Genomic DNA, 14,880 nt, shown 5'->3' with positions numbered 1-14,880 from the left:
GGATCACCTCAGACGCTGAAGAGCAGCAGCAGGCCGCCCACGGTGTAGCAGACCATGAGGACCAGCATGGCGAGCTGGCCGCGCACGGCGTGGGCCGGCGGCAGCAGCCGCACGGCGCGGTCGTGCGCCGCGACGACGGCCAGGACGTGGCCGAGGAGCACGAAGCCGACCTTGAGGGTGGCCAGCAGGGTGGGCCGCAGCGAGAGGAAGTAGGTGATCGTCCAGTCGCGGGTGCCGAGCAGGTCGGCCTCGCCAGTCACCATCGGGTCGGACAGGAAGATCAGGTAGGCCTGTCCCGACTCGAGCAGCAGCGTGAGGTAGTGGGCGAAGACGTAGCCGACGCCGATCGGCACGAGCGAGTGGGCGAGCCGGGCCGGGAGCCGTCGCCGTTCCCCCCCGGTGGCACCGGAACCCATCACCGCGGCGACCGAGAACGAGACCCCGACCAGCAGCACGAAGCCGAGGAGCACCGCGGTCTCCCGCACGACAGGTGGCACGAACGCCGAGCCGGCGGTCGCCTGGATCCACCACACCGCACGGCTGAAGCTGTCGTAGGCCGTCGAGCCGAGCAGCACCGCCACCAGGGCCACGAGCCCGGGCTCCGGCCTGACGCGCGCGAGGTTGACCAGCGGGTTGCGCAGCGCGACCCGCGACCTGCCGTCGCCGTCAGCGACCCGCGCCCACGGGGAGAGCCGGGCGACCAACCCGAACCACGCCTCGAACGGGTCGGCGCGGGCGAGGAACCGGTCACCGTAGAGAGTCGCCCCGACCAGCATCACCGCGGTGTAGAGGGACACCCAGGTGACGACGGTCGAGACGTGCTCCGCGGCCGGGTTGACCAGCTCGGTCCAGACGAAGGCGAAGAGGGCGATTGCCGCCGGCCAGCAGCCGAGCCACGGCGGGTAGTCGGCGCTGCCCTCCGACGGCGGGGTCCGTAGCAGCCGCGAGACCGCGACGTGGATCGTGCGCACCGGCGACAGCAGCGGCCACACGTGGCCGAGCAGCAACGACACCGGGACCAGCCCCACCCAGAGGTAGATGTAGAAGACCCCGAGCGCGGGGTTCTCGGGGGCGTCGCCGCCCGCCACCGCCGCCCACCCGACGTACGCCGCCACGACCAGGCCGAGCACCCGGATCGCGCCCCGCAGCCACGCGGAGTCGACCGCGGTCGCCACCCACGCCGGCAGCAGCCGCCCGTCGCGGGGCTCGTCGAAGCGGGAGGTGCGCCACGCCAGCGCCATCACGGCGAAGGACAGGGCGAGGGCGACCCCGGCCCCGACGACCACGAACGACAGCGGGATCGGCAGGTCGGCCGCCCCGCCGATGCCGTGGGCCCGCACCACCTGGTCGTCCAGCGTCCTCGCCTCGTCTCCGGTCCGTCACGCAGCGACGCGGCCGGGCCCGAGGCCCGGCCGCGTCGCGTGGGTGTGGGTCAGTTGCCGCGTTCCTGGAGCACGAACAGCCCGCGGTCCATCGAGCTGGTGGCCACGAACCGATCCCCCTTGAAGTAGGGGTAGTTGCTCCACGTCCCGCCCTCGAACGTCGGGTCGTCGTTCTCCGGGTAGAGGTCGAAGAAGGCGTCCTCGGAGAGCTTGCCCTTGCCGAGCCGCGAGAGGTCGTAGATCCGCAGGCCCGAGGTGTAGTTGGAGTGGTAGGAGCTGTTGCCCTTGGTGTAGAGGTTGTGGTCGATCGAGGTGGTCTCGTTGGCGAACACCCCGGTCAGCTCCGGGTCGTCGAGGTCGCTGACGTCCCAGACCCGCGTGGTCGTGTTGACGCCGGTCAGCTCCTCGTCGAGCTCGTCACCGTGGATGTAGTAGCGCTGCCCCTTGGCGAGCCAGCCCTGGTGGCTGTAGCCGTCGGTGCCGTAGAAGACCCGCGCGAGCGGCTCGGGGTTCTCCTTGTCGGTGACGTCGACGATCGAGACGGTGTTCTCGATGTCCTCGATCGTGGGGCCGACGAACTCGGCGTTGGCGTTGAAGCAGATCTCGCGGCCGCGGTAGTCGCGGTCGGGACCCCGGTAGACGACGCACTGGGCGTCGTGGATGTAGCCGTGGTCCTCGAAGCAGCCGGCGAACGTCGGCTCCTCCGGGCTGCTCAGGTCGACCATGTGGAGGCCGCCCGAGCAGGTGCTGGTGCCGAGGAGGTAGGCGAAGCCGGTGTCCTCGTTGATGTTGAGGTTGTGGGTGTTGCCGGCGCCGCCCACGTCGTAGAGCGTGGTCTCCTCGAAGGTCACCGGGTCACCGGTCACTCCCCGCAGCTCGTGGAGGTCGAAGACCTGCATCTGGTGGCCGTCGTGCTCGGACACGATGTAGGCGTGGTCGTCGTAGACCTTGATGTCGCGCCAGAACCCGCCGCCCTCGAGCGAGTGGCTCGGCAGGGTCCCGACGATGTCGGGACGGCGCGGGTGGGTGACGTCGACGAACACCGTCCCCTCGGTGCCGCCGACCAGCGCGTAGTGGTGCTTGTTGCGGTCGGTCCAGCCCCAGATGTCGTTGACGAAGCTCAGCCCGAGCTCCTCGCGGTCGACGTGGGACAGCATGTCGATGCCGTCGCACGGGAACTCCCCGGCCATGCCGTCGACGCAGCGCTCGGCCGTCCGACCGACCTTCGAGGCGGCCCGGGTGTCCGCGCCCTTGATCTGGGCGAACTGCTTCGCCTGCTCCGAGCCCGTCGCGTTGTGCACGTTGCGCTTCTTCTCGTCGCCACCGTAGGACGCCCCGATGCCCACTGTCGCCACTGCGAGGGCTGCCACGACCGTGACTGCCAACCTGCCGTTCATATGCCACACCTCCCGAGAGGCGGGTGCCCACGTGACCCCCGCCGTGCCCGACAACCTAGCGTCCCGCACCGACGCCTGTGAACCCGCTCATACCTCCCCGGTGAGGCGCAGGAACTGCAGCCGGCGCCCGGCGTAGGCCGGGCCTAGGACGCGAGTCCGTGTCGCGGGCCCGGCAGCCGACGCGGCCGCCGCGGCCGAATCCTGACGGCGTAGTTGATGTGGCAACGAGCCACCCTCACCCACCCCAGCGGCACGACCCCGGCCACTCCCCGAATGCGTGAGGACGGTGTTGCTCAGCGGACGTTTGACCTGCGGAACCTGTCGTCTCGGATCAGCTCTGCCCAGCGATACCAGTCCGATCCGAGCGGCCGAGTTGAAACCGGGCTAGCATCCGTCTCTACATTCACCAGCAGGCTTGATCTGCGACGCATTGACGGGGATCGATGGAGACTTTGCGGCTGACTCAGACAGAACTAGCGGATGCTTATGGCGACGAGGAATGGCGAGAAAAGTTTGTGGAACTCTCGCATCTGGTTCAGTTTTACGCATCCTCCATTCTGTGCGATAAGTACAAGATTCCAGACGAACTCACTACAGTCGTACATCTCACGGACCTCGGGAACAGAGTCCTTCAGAAGTTAGTCACAAAACATGAGGTCAAGGCCAAAGACGCACGAATGTTGTGCCTCCTGAGACTCGTCCACAGAGAGCCCCTTGTCGATATCGCGGAAACCGATGTCGAAGGACTGCGTAGCCTGCTCGACCGTCAAATCCGCGACCGAGAGTTGCGATTTCCCTTTATATTTGGGCGTGACCTCTATGACCGCGCCGCGGACCTCTTCGAGGACGGTCGAGACACTCTCTCCCACGCGGATACCCTGGAACTACTGGACGGGCTTCCAATCGGCGTTTTTCAGACCGCGCAGTTTGTGTCCGGCCCTTTCGGACTCCTGCGTAGCCCTGAGAAGCGGTGGCTGGGACCCAGGCGAACTGTGCCGATGTACCACTGCAGCGAACTTACGTGCTCTCGAATTCATCGCACACGCCTAAGCAGTGACCAGACAGCATCAATAAATCAAAGCCAGCAAGCATTTCGGCAGGTCCTTGACTCATTTGGTGAGGATGAGTCGGAGTGGGCTATGTTCGTACGCCGTATCTCTGGGACTGAAGGGCTCCGGTACGACGACAGAACACTCGAACCCACCCTGTTGGCACTAGGTGACCTGTTCTCAGACGGAGAGCTGCGTCTGCTTCTCTCCGTTCTCATGGACACTACGGCTGGCGAGTTGCGGTCTCGCCTGGAGCCTCTCGGCGTCATCGGTAAGGCGGAAGATGCTGTCGAAACTCTTGGTCGCGCCGAAGTGCTTCAACTCCTACTCCTCGCGCGCAATGACGATATTTTAGACCGCGTCGACAGTTTGATTCACGCTAACGAAGAAGCTGCCGCCCACATTGGCGTGCAGCAGGGCGAAATTCGGCGGCTCATGACAAACCGGGGAATGGACTACGGAACTTTCGGGGTATATCCAGAAATATCTGAGAACGGCCTTCGGTTTACCTCTGACTCGTTTCCAATAGGCAATATGCGCTTGGGCCGACTTGCCGACTCTCTATTCGACCTTACAGATTCGGATGAACTGAGCGAACTAAATTGGCAGCTGCGCCACGTTGACGGCGCTGACCCTCAAGAGCGATTGGATGAATTGGTTCGATCCGCGGGCGCCGACGAGGTCGTGCGGAGGCTCATTTTATCGAGACACTCGAATCAATTGCACGCCGGAGAAACCCTCGGACTCGATTATGCCGACTTTCCATCCGATGATGCCTTCATAGAAGCGACTCTCTGGAAGCTTGGCTTCGAGGAGCGACGAGTGCAAGACCTGCGAAAGGACTTTTGGGATCACGCCGGCAGACTTCGCCGCTTTTGTCAAACTGCGGGCGTTGGCGCCAGGGTGGATAGCGTCGAGATGACTGCGCGCGCAGCCAACTTCTTCAAGCAACTCGAGGGTGTCCTGGATGACACTCTTGCCTACGCCACTTGGACACTGACGACAGATCACTTGTCACAAGATCGGCCCTTCACCTATGAACCTAGTCGCGAGCGTCTTGGCTCATTTTCTGTCCTCAACTCGTTCGCGATGAGGCAACAGCCAGAAAGCGAGTCGTTTGACTTCGGCGGCAAGAATACGTTGTATCCATTGATCCAAGGATTCGCACTGCTAGCCGATCTGCTGGAAGATGCATTGGCGCGTCCAGCCGAATACGTGCGCGAAGAATCTGACTATCCAAATTATGCGACTCATACCGAGTTGAAGAAGTTCGCTTTCGTACACGTACTCCCCTTCTTGGACTTGCTCGATAGATCCCAGTCGAGAATTATTGAGACCCTCCGTTTTGCGAGTCGGTCACTCGATGAGGCGAATGTCGCTGCCGTTCGAAACGAAATGTTGCACTACCGTGCGACGACGCCTGAGATCTCAAGACTGGACCAGGCGGTAGACGCTGCGGAGCGGGTCATCACCCGCCTACAGGTCGATGGGCTAGCGCGCACATTATTTCGTGCCGTTTCGGTTGACGGCGATGAGTGGCAGCGTCGGGTATACACGCTGCGAAGCGCAAACGGAACCGAAGTGCTGTTCGCGCGTCCGAGCGCTTTTGACTGGAATCGAATGCCGAGGCTTAGGGGCGGAGCACAGTACGTTGTTCCGGCCGCGGTGTTTGCTCGCCCGAACGAGGCGCTTCGTTTCCGACCCACCTTTGACACCGAATACGCTCGTTACTGGAGCGACTACCCGCGCCGAAGAATGTCCCGGGGCGCTATCGACGCTGCCCTGCAGTCGAGTGATGTGGACAGCAGTCAGCCCGATCTGTGATCGCGGCGACTCATACCTCCCCGGTGAGGCGCAGGGACTGCAGCCGGCGCCCGGCGTAGGCCGTGCAGCCGAGCGCCACGACGAGCAGCAGCACGACCCCGGTCGCGAGCGAGACCGCGGACTCGACGCCCAGCAGGACCGCGTCGTCGCCGAGGACCCGCTCGACCACGGCCAGCGCCCACTGCTGGACCGACAGGGTCTGGGCACCGGGGGCCAGCCCACCGAGGAGCGACTCCCAGACCAGGGCGTAGACGAGCCCGATCACCACCGCGTTGCGGGTGAGGACGGCGAGCAGCAGGAAGAGCGCGGCGTAGGCCACCCCGGCGACCAGCGCCCCCAGGGCGTAGGCGGCGGTGATGCCGCCGAGCGAGCCGGTGAGCACCAGCCCCGCGACCGCCACGGGCAGGACCCCGAACACCACCAGCACCCCGATCGCGACGACCAGCTTGGAGACGACGATCTGGTAGCGGTTGAGCGGCTTGGCCAGCAGGTAGACGATCGAGCCCTCGTCGATCTCCGGGCCGATGGAGCCGGTTCCGGCGATCAGGCCGAGCAGCGGCATCACCACGCCGATCCCGAAGCTGCCGAGGAGGTTCGTGGCGAACCCGGAGTCGATCGTCTCCGCGAGGCCGTCGTCGAAGCCCGCCAGGACCCGGGCCAGGGCGCAGAGGCCGAGCAGGACGATCGGCAGCGCGAGGAGGAGCAGGGCGCGGCGACGCCCCAGGAGGCTGCGCGCGGTCAGCTGCATGACGGTCGGGTTCATCGCGCCACCAGGTAGGAGAAGACGGACTCGAGGGACTCGTCGGCGGGCCGGACCTCGAGCAGCCGGATGCCACGATCGGCGGCCAGTCGCGGGAGGGCGTGGACGAAGGCGGCGAAGTCGGTGGCTTGGACGTGCACGCCGTCGTCGGCGAGCTCGACGCCGCTGGTGGACCCGGCGCCGATCACCGCCGCGGCGAGCGCTCGGTCGTCGGACGAGCGGATCGTGTACTGGTGGGGCCGCTGGGTCATCAGCCGCCGGATCTCGCGGAAGTCTCCGGACGCCGCGTGCCTCCCGGCCACCATGACCTCGATCCGGCCGGCGATCTGCTCGACCTCCTCGAGGATGTGGCTGCTGAAGAGGATCGTGCGGCCCTCGTCGCCGAGCCGGTGGAGCAGCTCCATCAGGTGGAGCCGCTGGCGCGGGTCCATGCCGTTGAAGGGCTCGTCGAGCAGCAGCACGGTCGGGTCGTGGACGATCGCGGTCGCCATCTTGATCCGCTGCTTCATGCCCTTGGAGTAGCCGCGGATGTCACGGTCCTGGGCGTCGGCCATCTCGACGGTGGCGATCGCGCGCCGGGCGGCGGCCTCCGGGTCCGGGAGCCGGTGGAGCCTGGCGTTGGCGAGCACGAAGGTCCAGCCGGTGACGGCGTCGTACATCTCCTCCCGCTCGGGGACGAGCCCGATCTCGCGATAGACCGAGGGGTCACCGTGGAGGGGGCGGCCGCCGAGCGTGACCGAGCCGGCCGACGGCGGCAGGAACCCCGCCATCATCGTGATGAGGGTCGACTTGCCGGCGCCGTTGGGACCGAGCAGGCCGGTCACGCCGGGCTCGAGCCGCATCGAGACGTCGTTGACCGCCACGACGTTGCCGTACCAGCGCGAGACCTGCGCGAGGTCGATGATCGCCATCAGAGGGACCTCCGGAAGCGGAGCAGGAGGATGCCGTAGCTCGCCATCACGACCGCCGCCGCCGTCATCGCGAAGACCGCACCCATGGCCGGCCCTGTGGGTGGGGTACCGAGGACCGAGTCGCCGCCGAAGGGCCCCGCGACGACCCCGTCGACGAGGGTGAATGGGTTCAGCAGGCCGGCGTAGCCGGCCAGGGTGTCGTTGCCGAACTCCTCGGCGAGCCCACGGACGATCCCCTGCACCCCGGCCGACACCAGCAGCACGCCGACGACCGCGGCCACGCCGAGCCCGCGGCGGGGGGTGAGTGCCGCGATCACCAGGCCGATGCCGGCCAGCACCAGCGCGAGCACCGCCGACCCCGCGAGCCCGCGCGCGAGCCCGCCGAGCTGGTCGTCGAGCGGCAGCTCGGCCAGGAGCGCGCCCACGAAGAGCAACAGGACCGGCAGCGCGAGCAGCAGGAAGAGCGCGGTCGCGAGCCCGGCGTACTTCGCCTGGACGTACTGCTCCCGGCTGATCGGCCGCGAGAAGTAGAGCGGCGCGACCCGGAACCGCAGATCACGGGACACCGCGACGGGCGCCTGGGAGCCGAGGAAGATCACGACCGCGACCTGGAGCGCGAAGGAGTACTCCGTGTAGCCGAGCGGGAGCGTCGGGAGGTTGAAGTAGCCGGTCACGATGCCCATCACCACCGCGGGCCCGCACATCACGGCGAGCAGCACGAACGGGACCACCTTGGAGCGGCCCGACCGGCCGAGGCCGAAGGCGCCGCGGGCGGTGTCGACGAAGAGCGAGCGCCGGACGTAGGACGCGCCGAGCCGCGGCCCGTCGTAGTGGCGGTAGCCGATGTCGTGGATCGCCCCGGCGGGCGCCTGCTCGCTCATGAGGAGAACACCTCCACCATCCGGTGCCGCTGCCGCTCCATCCGGACCAGCCCCAGGCCGAGCTCGGCGCAGGCGTCGCGCACCACGTCGTAGGCCGCCGGGTCGGCCACGTCGACGTGGAGCAGCCGGCCCCGGGCCTCCACCTCCACCCCGGCCTCGGCGAGCCGGGCGGCGAGCGGCGAGGGGTCGCCGTCGACCTCGACCGCCACGACCGGGGTCTCGGCGGTGACGTCGGCCGTCGAGGACTGCCGCAGGAGGCGGCCCCCGTCGATCACGACGACGGCGTCACAGGTCCGCTCGAGCTCCCCGAGGAGGTGGCTGGTGACGACCGCCGAGATGCCGAAGTCGGAGCCGATCCGCCGGATCAGGTCGAGCATGTCGTCGCGGCCGGCGGGGTCGAGTCCGTTGGTCGGCTCGTCGAGGAGGACCAGGTCGGGGTCGTGGACCAGCGCCTGGGCGAGCTTGACCCGCTGCTTCATGCCGGTCGAGTAGCCGCCCATCGGGCGGTAGCGCTCCTCGTAGAGGCCGACGTGGCGCAGCACGTCGGCGGTGCGCTCACGCGCCGCGGTCGTCGGCAGCCCGGACATCCGGCCGAGGTGGACGCAGAACTCGGTGGCGGACACGTCGGGCGGCAGGCAGTCGTGCTCGGGCATGTAGCCGACGCGCTCCCGGATCGCCGGCCCCTCCCCGCGGGCGTCGAGGCCGAGGACGTGCACCGAGCCCGACGTCGGCTCGAGCAGGCCGAGCAGGATCTTGAGCAGGGTCGACTTGCCCGCGCCGTTGGCACCCACCAGCCCCGTCACGCCGCTGCGGACGTCGACGGTCAGGTCGGCGAGGGCCGTGACGCCGCCGGCGTAGGTCATCGTCAGCGCCTCGGTCGCGACCAGCGACGCGCTCACTCCGGCACCCACTCCAGCAGGTCGCCCGGCTGGCACTCCAGCACCTCGCACATCGCCTCCAGGGTCGAGAACCGCACCGCCTTGGCCCGGCCGTTCTTCAGCACCGCCACGTTGGCGGGGGTGAGCCCGACCTTCTCGGCGAACTCCCCCACCCCCATCTTGCGTCGCGCGAGCTCGACATCGATGCGTACGACGATCGGCATGTCCCTAGATCACCGCGTCCATGTCGGTCTGCAGCGTCGTCGCCTGCCGGAGCAGCGCGCGCATCACGACCATCAGCAGCCCGACGACGGTGATGCCGAGGCCGACCACGGCGACGGCGATCGGGGTGCCGGGGTCGTCGGAGCCGACGAGCACCAGGACACCGAAGCCGACCCAGACCAACCAGCCGACGACGATCGCGCCGAGGATCGCGTCGACCCACCGGAAGGCGTCGTCGCTGAAGATCCGGTCGGCCGCGACCATCCCCAGCAGCCGCCACGTCGAGACCAGGACGACCTGGACGCACAGCAGCTCGGCCTCGACCACGAACAGCAGCACCCCGCGGTCCTCGGAGTCGCGCAGGGCGCCGGGGAAGCTGAGCAGCATCAGCACCAGGACCGCGAGGAAGGCGGTCCCGATGACCGCGCGGAGCACCGGGACCACCCGCGTCGAGAGCCATGTCATGTGTCGATGATCGACTGTTGCCTATCGAGAGTCAATAGATTTCTACCGTTCAGGCGGGTCGTGCCTGATCAGGAACCGATCCGTCCGGAACCCGTCGTACGGTCGCCGCATGAGACCCAAGCTCGACCTGATCATCCTCGACTGCCCCGACGCCCTCGAGCTCGCCGCCTTCTACGGCGAGGTGCTCGGCTGGACCCCCGAGGACAGCGCGACCCGTGACTTCGCGGTCCTCGCGCCGCCCGAAGGCGGGATCTCCCCCGAGAACCCCGACGGCCGGCCGGCCCTGGCCTTCCAGCGGATCGACGGCTTCGTGACGCCGACGTGGCCCGGGGGCGCTCACCCCCAGCAGTTCCACCTCGATCTCTGCACCCCCGACATGGACGCCTCCGAGGCGCACGTCCTCGGCCTGGGCGCCCGCAAGCACGCCCACCAGCCCTCGACGGACGGTGGCTTCCGCGTCTACCTCGATCCCGCCGGCCACCCCTTCTGCCTGATCAGGGGGTAGGTCGTAGCGTCGGGGGCATGGACCTCGTCGACATCCCTGTCCCCGGCGGCACCGCCCAGGCCCACGTCTCGCGACCCGCGGGAGGGTCCGGGCCGGGCGTGCTGTTCTTCATGGACGCGATCGGCGTCCGGCCGCAGATCGCCGACATGTGCGACCGGATCGCCTCGTGGGGCTACGTCGTGGTCGCACCGAACGTCTTCCACCGCGAGGGCGACGTCGACGCGATGCGTCCCCACACCGACCTGACGGAGGACGGGGCCCGGGAGGCCTTCTTCGCCGACGCGATGCCCCGTGTCGGTCGCCTCACCTCCGACCTCGCCCTCCCCGACATCGCCGCCTACACCCGCTTCCTCCGCGACCTCGACGGCGTCACCGACGGGCCGATGGGCACCACGGGCTACTGCATGGGCGCGCGCCTCGCGCTCCGGGCCGCCGGCGCCCACTCCGAGGAGTACGCCGCGTGCGGCGGCTTCCACGGCGGCGGGCTGGTCACCGACGAGCCCGACAGCCCCCACCTCGCCGCCGAGCACGTCCGGGCCGAGCTCGTCTTCGGCCACGCCGACCACGACCGGTCGATGCCGCCGGCCGCGGTCGCCACGCTCGGCGCCACGCTCGCGTCGTACGACCTCACGGTGAGGAACGAGGTCTACCCCGACGCCCCCCACGGCTACACGATGGCCGACACGGCGATGTACCAGGAGGCGGGCGCCGAGCGGCACTACGCCGAGCTCGAGGCACTTTTCGCGCGGACGCTCAGCTGACGCGGAAGGTAAGGTAGGTCGACTTCAGGCCCAGCGTCGAGCGCAGGGTGTCGCCCGAGACGGTGACGTTGTTGCGGGAGCCGACGAACCGCACGGTCTCGACGCGGCCTCCCCACTGCCCGGCACCCTCGCGCTCGACGACCACGATGCGCCGCAGGTTGCCGAGGCTCGGCCAGGCCGACTCGATGCGGTCGTCGGCGACCGTCACCTTCCAGTCGTGGTGGGGGTTGCCCTTCCAGTCGTCGTAGGGGTCCTCCTTCGCGACGAGGTAGGGCACCGAGCCGGCCGACGTCCAGCCACCGCTGGAGGAGGAGAACTGCGTGAAGGCCGGCCCGCCGCCATGCTTCAGCACCCGCCGGCGGGTCTGGGCCACCGCGTCGTTCGAGGCGCTGTGCTCGGCCGGGACGCCGCCGTAGACCTGGCACGACCAGGTGTCGCAGAGGTCGAAGACGGACGCCCGCGGGTGCGCCCGCTCGTACGCCGCGTAGGTGCGGGCCGCGACCGCCTGGGCCTGCACGGCCGCGGGGGTCCACAGCGCGGGGATCTCCAGCGGGACGACCCCGCGGAGGTAGTGCTCGAGCCGCAGCGTGTTGACGGTGACCCGGGCAGCCGGTGCGTCCGCAGGCGCGAGCGCCGCGAGCGTGCCGCGGTAGGCGACCGTGCCGGAGGGCGTCACGAGCGGGACCGGGTCCCCGCCGCGGGAGAACGCACCGAGGCCGTCCAGCATCCGCCAGCCGCGCCACGAGCCGTCGCGCAGGAAGGTGACCCGGTTGCGACCGTCGCGGAGCCGCGTCACCCGCCAGCGGGTGGCGTCGTTGTCGGGCAGCTCCCACGACTGGCCGGTCCCGAGGTCGCGCACCGTCAGCCCTGGGCGCGGCAGCACGACCAGGTCGTCGGTGGTGTCGCCGGTGATCTGGACCCGGATCCGCCCTCTGGCGCGCCCCCACGCGGTCTTCGGGTAGTAGAACTCCGCGATCTCCTCGTAGGAGAGGCCGTCGCGAGCGGCGCCCTCCGCGCCGTACTGCGACATGCCGTGGCCGTGGCCGTAGCCGTGGCCCTTGAGCACGATCGTGGCGTTGCGCGGCACGTCCCACGCGTCGGCGGCGTGCGCCGGCGCGGCGGTCAGCGCCAGCGCGCCGGCGAGCACGCAGGCAGGCAGCAGCGAGCGGAGGGAGGGCACCCGCTCGATGGTAGGTGCTAGTCGACCTTCGTGATGGTGAACAGCGTGGACGGCAGCCCCCAGTCGACCCGGAACGCGTCGCCGGTGATCGTGTCGGTGAAGCCGGAGCCGGCCGTGACCCTCACCTGCTCGACGCGGCCGCCGCGGCGCCCGTTGCCGTCGCGCTCCTCGATCCCGATCAGCTGCAGCTCGTCGTAGTCGTACTCCTCGAGCATGTCGGAGACCGGCACCTCGACCTTCCAGCCGTAGTAGTCGGAAGAGGTCCCCTCGTAGGGGTCCGCCTGGGCGGGGAGGTAGGGCTTCCCGCCGTCGACGGTCCACCCGCCGTCGGCCGCGGAGAACTCGGCGAAGATCGGCTTCCGGCGGTGGGTCAGCACCTGCTTCGCGGTCCCCTTCACCGCCTTGTTCGTGGCCGCGGTCTCGGCGGAGGCGCCGCCGTAGACCTGGCAGAGCGCGGTGTCGCAGATGTCGTAGGCGACGTCGAGCGCGTGAATACGCCGCCACGCGGCGTAGCTGCGGGAGGCCACCGCCTGCGCGCGCAGGGCCTGCTGCGGCCAGCCGGCCTGCATCTCCGACGGCACGACGCCGCGGACGTACTGCTCGAGAGGAAGCACGTTGACCGTGACCCGGTCGCCGTGGTCGTCGCGCGAGGACCGCAGGGCACTCCGGTAGGAGACGGCGCCGTCGGGCGTGGACAACCGCAGGCTGCGGGAGCCGGCCGTGAACTCCAGGTCACCCCGGACCTTCTTCCACGTGCGCCACCGCCCGGCGTAGTAGGACACCACGTTGGTGGCGCCCGAGCCCGGCTTGATCCGCCAGCGCTTGGCCCGCCCGGCGTCGGCGCGCCAGGTCCGGCGGGAGCCGACCTTGCGGACCTTCAGCCCGGCGACGTCCTGCACAACCAGGTCGCGGTCGTCGTCGTTGCTGACCAGGACCTCGATCGAGCCACCGAGATGCGTCCACCGGGTCTTCGGGTAGTAGGTCTTCAGGATCGCCCGGTGGGCGACGCCGTCGCGGGCAGCGCTGTAGGCGCCGTACTGCGACATCCCCCGGCCGTGGCCGCTGCCGTCACCGACGATCGTGACGACCGCGTCCTGCGGGAAGTCCTGATAGGGGTCGTCGGCCGCGGCCGGAGCCATCGGCAGCGCGATCGTGAGCGCAGCGGTCAGTGCAGTGAGCTTCATCCCCCGAGACATGGGGGACATCCTCACACCTCGGTCAAGGGCCGGGTCACACGTGGTGGAGACGCCGAGCGGCCTCGGCGATCGAGCCGCTCATCGACGGATAGACCGTGAAGGCGTGAGCGAGCTGGTCGGCCGTCAGCGAGCAGGCGACCGCGATCGAGACCGGGTGGATCAGCTCGCTGGCGCGCGGGCCGACGACCACGCCCCCGACGACGATGCCCGTGCCGGGCCGGCAGAAGAGCTTGACGAAACCGTCGCTCACGCCCTGCATCTTGGCCCGGGCGTTCCCCGAGAGCGGCAGCGTGACCGCCTCGGCCTGCATGTCCCCCTCGTCAACGGCCTTCTGGGAGCAGCCGACGGTCGCGATCTCCGGGACGGTGAACACGTTGGCCGAGACCTGCCGCAGGTCCAGCGGCGCGACGGCGTCGCCGAGGAAGTGCCACATCGCGATGCGGCCCTGCATGGCCGCGACCGAGGCCAGCATCAGGACGCCGGTGCAGTCGCCGGCGGCGTAGACACCGCGGGCGGTGGTGCGGGAGACCCGGTCGACGGTGATGAACCCACCGTCGTCGACCTGGACCCCGGCCTCGTCGAGCCCGAGGTCGCCCGTGTTCGGGACCGAGCCGAGGGCGAGGATGCAGTGGGAACCGGTGACCGTGCGACCGTCGGTGAGGGTGACCGTGACGGTGTCGCCGTCGCGGGTCACCGACTCCATGCGCGACTTCGACAGGACGTTCATGCCGCGACGGGTCAGGACGTCCTCCAGCACGAGCGCCGCGTCGGCGTCCTCGCCGGGCAGCACCCGGTCGCGGGAGGAGACGAGCGAGACGTCGATGCCGAGGGAAAGGTAGGCCGAGGCGAACTCGGCGCCGGTGACGCCGGATCCGACGACGATCAGGTGCTCCGGCGCCTCGGTCAGGTCGTAGACCTGCTCCCAGGTCAGGATCCGCTCGCCGTCGGGCTGGGCGCTCGGCAGCGTCCGGGGGGCAGCACCCGTCGCCAGCAGGATCGCGTCGGCCTCGAGCTCCTGCACCCCGCCGGTCCCTCCTGAGCCTGTCGAAGGGTCGGTGAGCGCGACCGAGACCCGGTCGGAGCCGGCGAGCCGGGCGCGGCCGTGGACGACCTTCACGCCGTCGCGCTCGAGCCGCCGCGCGATGTCGGAGGACTGCTCCGCCGCCAGCGCGAGCACCCGCTTGTTGACCGTGGCCAGGTCGACCGCCAGGGCCGTCGCGGCGTCGCCCTCGTGGTCGGTGAAGCGGATGCCGAGCTCGGCGGCGTCGCCCATCTCGCTCATCAGCTCGGAGGTGGCGATCAGCGTCTTGGACGGCACGCAGTCGGTCAGGACGGCCGAGCCGCCGAGCCCGTCGGAGTCGACGACGGTGACGTCGGCGCCGAGCTGGGCGGCGACGTGGGCGGCCTCGTAGCCGCCGGGTCCTCCGCCGATGATGACGACGCGGTCCGCGGTCATCTGTCCCTCCTTC

Annotated in this window: 15 protein-coding genes; 3 read left to right on the top strand and 12 right to left on the bottom strand. The window is 69.2% G+C overall.

Translation table 11 applies throughout. From position 1 onward, the window contains the following. Positions 1-8: 8 nt before the first annotated feature. From ABD091_RS15005 to ABD091_RS14995, 3 genes are all read right to left on the bottom strand, one after another. A complete protein-coding gene (locus tag ABD091_RS15005) occupies positions 9-1,340 on the bottom strand; it encodes a hypothetical protein (RefSeq protein ID WP_343919846.1) in 1,332 nt (443 codons plus the stop codon). Positions 1,341-1,432: 92 nt separating this feature from the next. Then, the gene (locus ABD091_RS15000; protein WP_343919844.1) at positions 1,433-2,752 is read right to left on the bottom strand and encodes a choice-of-anchor B family protein; all 1,320 of its coding nucleotides are present in this window, start codon (positions 2,750-2,752) and stop codon (positions 1,433-1,435) included. Between the two features lie 665 nt (positions 2,753-3,417). Next, positions 3,418-3,648, bottom strand: coding sequence for a hypothetical protein (locus ABD091_RS14995; RefSeq protein ID WP_343919842.1), 231 nt, complete (start codon positions 3,646-3,648; stop codon positions 3,418-3,420). Between the two features lie 270 nt (positions 3,649-3,918). Here ABD091_RS14995 and ABD091_RS14990 point away from each other — a divergent pair, with 270 nt between their 5' ends. Then, positions 3,919-5,652 carry a hypothetical protein gene (locus ABD091_RS14990; protein ID WP_343919840.1) on the top strand — a complete coding sequence of 578 codons (1,734 nt, stop codon included), beginning with the start codon at positions 3,919-3,921 and terminating at the stop codon, positions 5,650-5,652. Positions 5,653-5,662: 10 nt separating this feature from the next. Here ABD091_RS14990 and ABD091_RS14985 read toward each other — a convergent pair whose 3' ends face one another. The 6 genes from ABD091_RS14985 to ABD091_RS14960 are packed head-to-tail and all read right to left on the bottom strand — an operon-like array spanning position 5,663 to position 9,769. Further along, positions 5,663-6,415, bottom strand: coding sequence for an ABC transporter permease (locus tag ABD091_RS14985; protein WP_343919838.1), 753 nt, complete (start codon positions 6,413-6,415; stop codon positions 5,663-5,665). Further along, on the bottom strand, positions 6,412-7,323 hold the full coding sequence (locus tag ABD091_RS14980) for an ABC transporter ATP-binding protein (protein ID WP_343919836.1): 912 nt from the start codon (positions 7,321-7,323) through the stop codon (positions 6,412-6,414). The genes ABD091_RS14985 and ABD091_RS14980 overlap by 4 nt, the downstream gene beginning before the upstream one ends. Then, a complete protein-coding gene (locus ABD091_RS14975; RefSeq protein ID WP_343919834.1) occupies positions 7,323-8,204 on the bottom strand; it encodes an ABC transporter permease subunit in 882 nt (293 codons plus the stop codon). Before ABD091_RS14975 ends, ABD091_RS14980 begins: the two co-directional genes overlap by 1 nt. Beyond that, complete coding sequence (locus ABD091_RS14970) at positions 8,201-9,103, bottom strand: ABC transporter ATP-binding protein (RefSeq protein ID WP_343919832.1); 903 nt, start codon at positions 9,101-9,103, stop codon at positions 8,201-8,203. Before ABD091_RS14970 ends, ABD091_RS14975 begins: the two co-directional genes overlap by 4 nt. After that, on the bottom strand, positions 9,100-9,306 hold the full coding sequence (locus tag ABD091_RS14965) for a helix-turn-helix domain-containing protein (protein ID WP_343919830.1): 207 nt from the start codon (positions 9,304-9,306) through the stop codon (positions 9,100-9,102). The genes ABD091_RS14970 and ABD091_RS14965 overlap by 4 nt, the downstream gene beginning before the upstream one ends. Before the next feature lie 4 nt (positions 9,307-9,310). Beyond that, entirely contained in the window at positions 9,311-9,769 is a 459-nt protein-coding gene (locus ABD091_RS14960; protein ID WP_343919828.1) for a DUF2975 domain-containing protein, read from the bottom strand. Positions 9,770-9,878: 109 nt separating this feature from the next. On the opposite strand from ABD091_RS14960, the gene ABD091_RS14955 reads away from it, so the two are divergent. Together ABD091_RS14955 and ABD091_RS14950 are read left to right on the top strand one after the other, a co-directional pair. Next, positions 9,879-10,274: a VOC family protein gene (locus ABD091_RS14955; protein ID WP_343919826.1), complete on the top strand. Its 396-nt coding sequence runs from the start codon at positions 9,879-9,881 to the stop codon at positions 10,272-10,274. Positions 10,275-10,291: 17 nt separating this feature from the next. Further along, complete coding sequence (locus ABD091_RS14950) at positions 10,292-11,035, top strand: dienelactone hydrolase family protein (protein ID WP_343919824.1); 744 nt, start codon at positions 10,292-10,294, stop codon at positions 11,033-11,035. Here ABD091_RS14950 and ABD091_RS14945 read toward each other — a convergent pair. From ABD091_RS14945 to ABD091_RS14935, 3 genes are read right to left on the bottom strand one after another with little or no spacing between them, the layout of a single operon-like run. Then, entirely contained in the window at positions 11,028-12,215 is a 1,188-nt protein-coding gene (locus tag ABD091_RS14945) for a SpoIID/LytB domain-containing protein (protein ID WP_343919822.1), read from the bottom strand. The genes ABD091_RS14950 and ABD091_RS14945 overlap by 8 nt on opposite strands. Before the next feature lie 17 nt (positions 12,216-12,232). Next, the gene (locus ABD091_RS14940) at positions 12,233-13,411 is read right to left on the bottom strand and encodes a SpoIID/LytB domain-containing protein (protein ID WP_343919820.1); all 1,179 of its coding nucleotides are present in this window, start codon (positions 13,409-13,411) and stop codon (positions 12,233-12,235) included. Between the two features lie 34 nt (positions 13,412-13,445). After that, positions 13,446-14,867, bottom strand: a complete 1,422-nt coding sequence (locus ABD091_RS14935) for an NAD(P)H-quinone dehydrogenase (protein WP_343920954.1) — start codon at positions 14,865-14,867, stop codon at positions 13,446-13,448. Positions 14,868-14,880 lie beyond the last annotated feature (13 nt).

Origin of the sequence: Nocardioides aestuarii, assembly GCF_039527245.1 — a bacterium.
GTDB lineage: Bacteria > Actinomycetota > Actinomycetes > Propionibacteriales > Nocardioidaceae > Nocardioides > Nocardioides aestuarii.
This window is presented reverse-complemented; position numbering and strand designations above follow the sequence as displayed.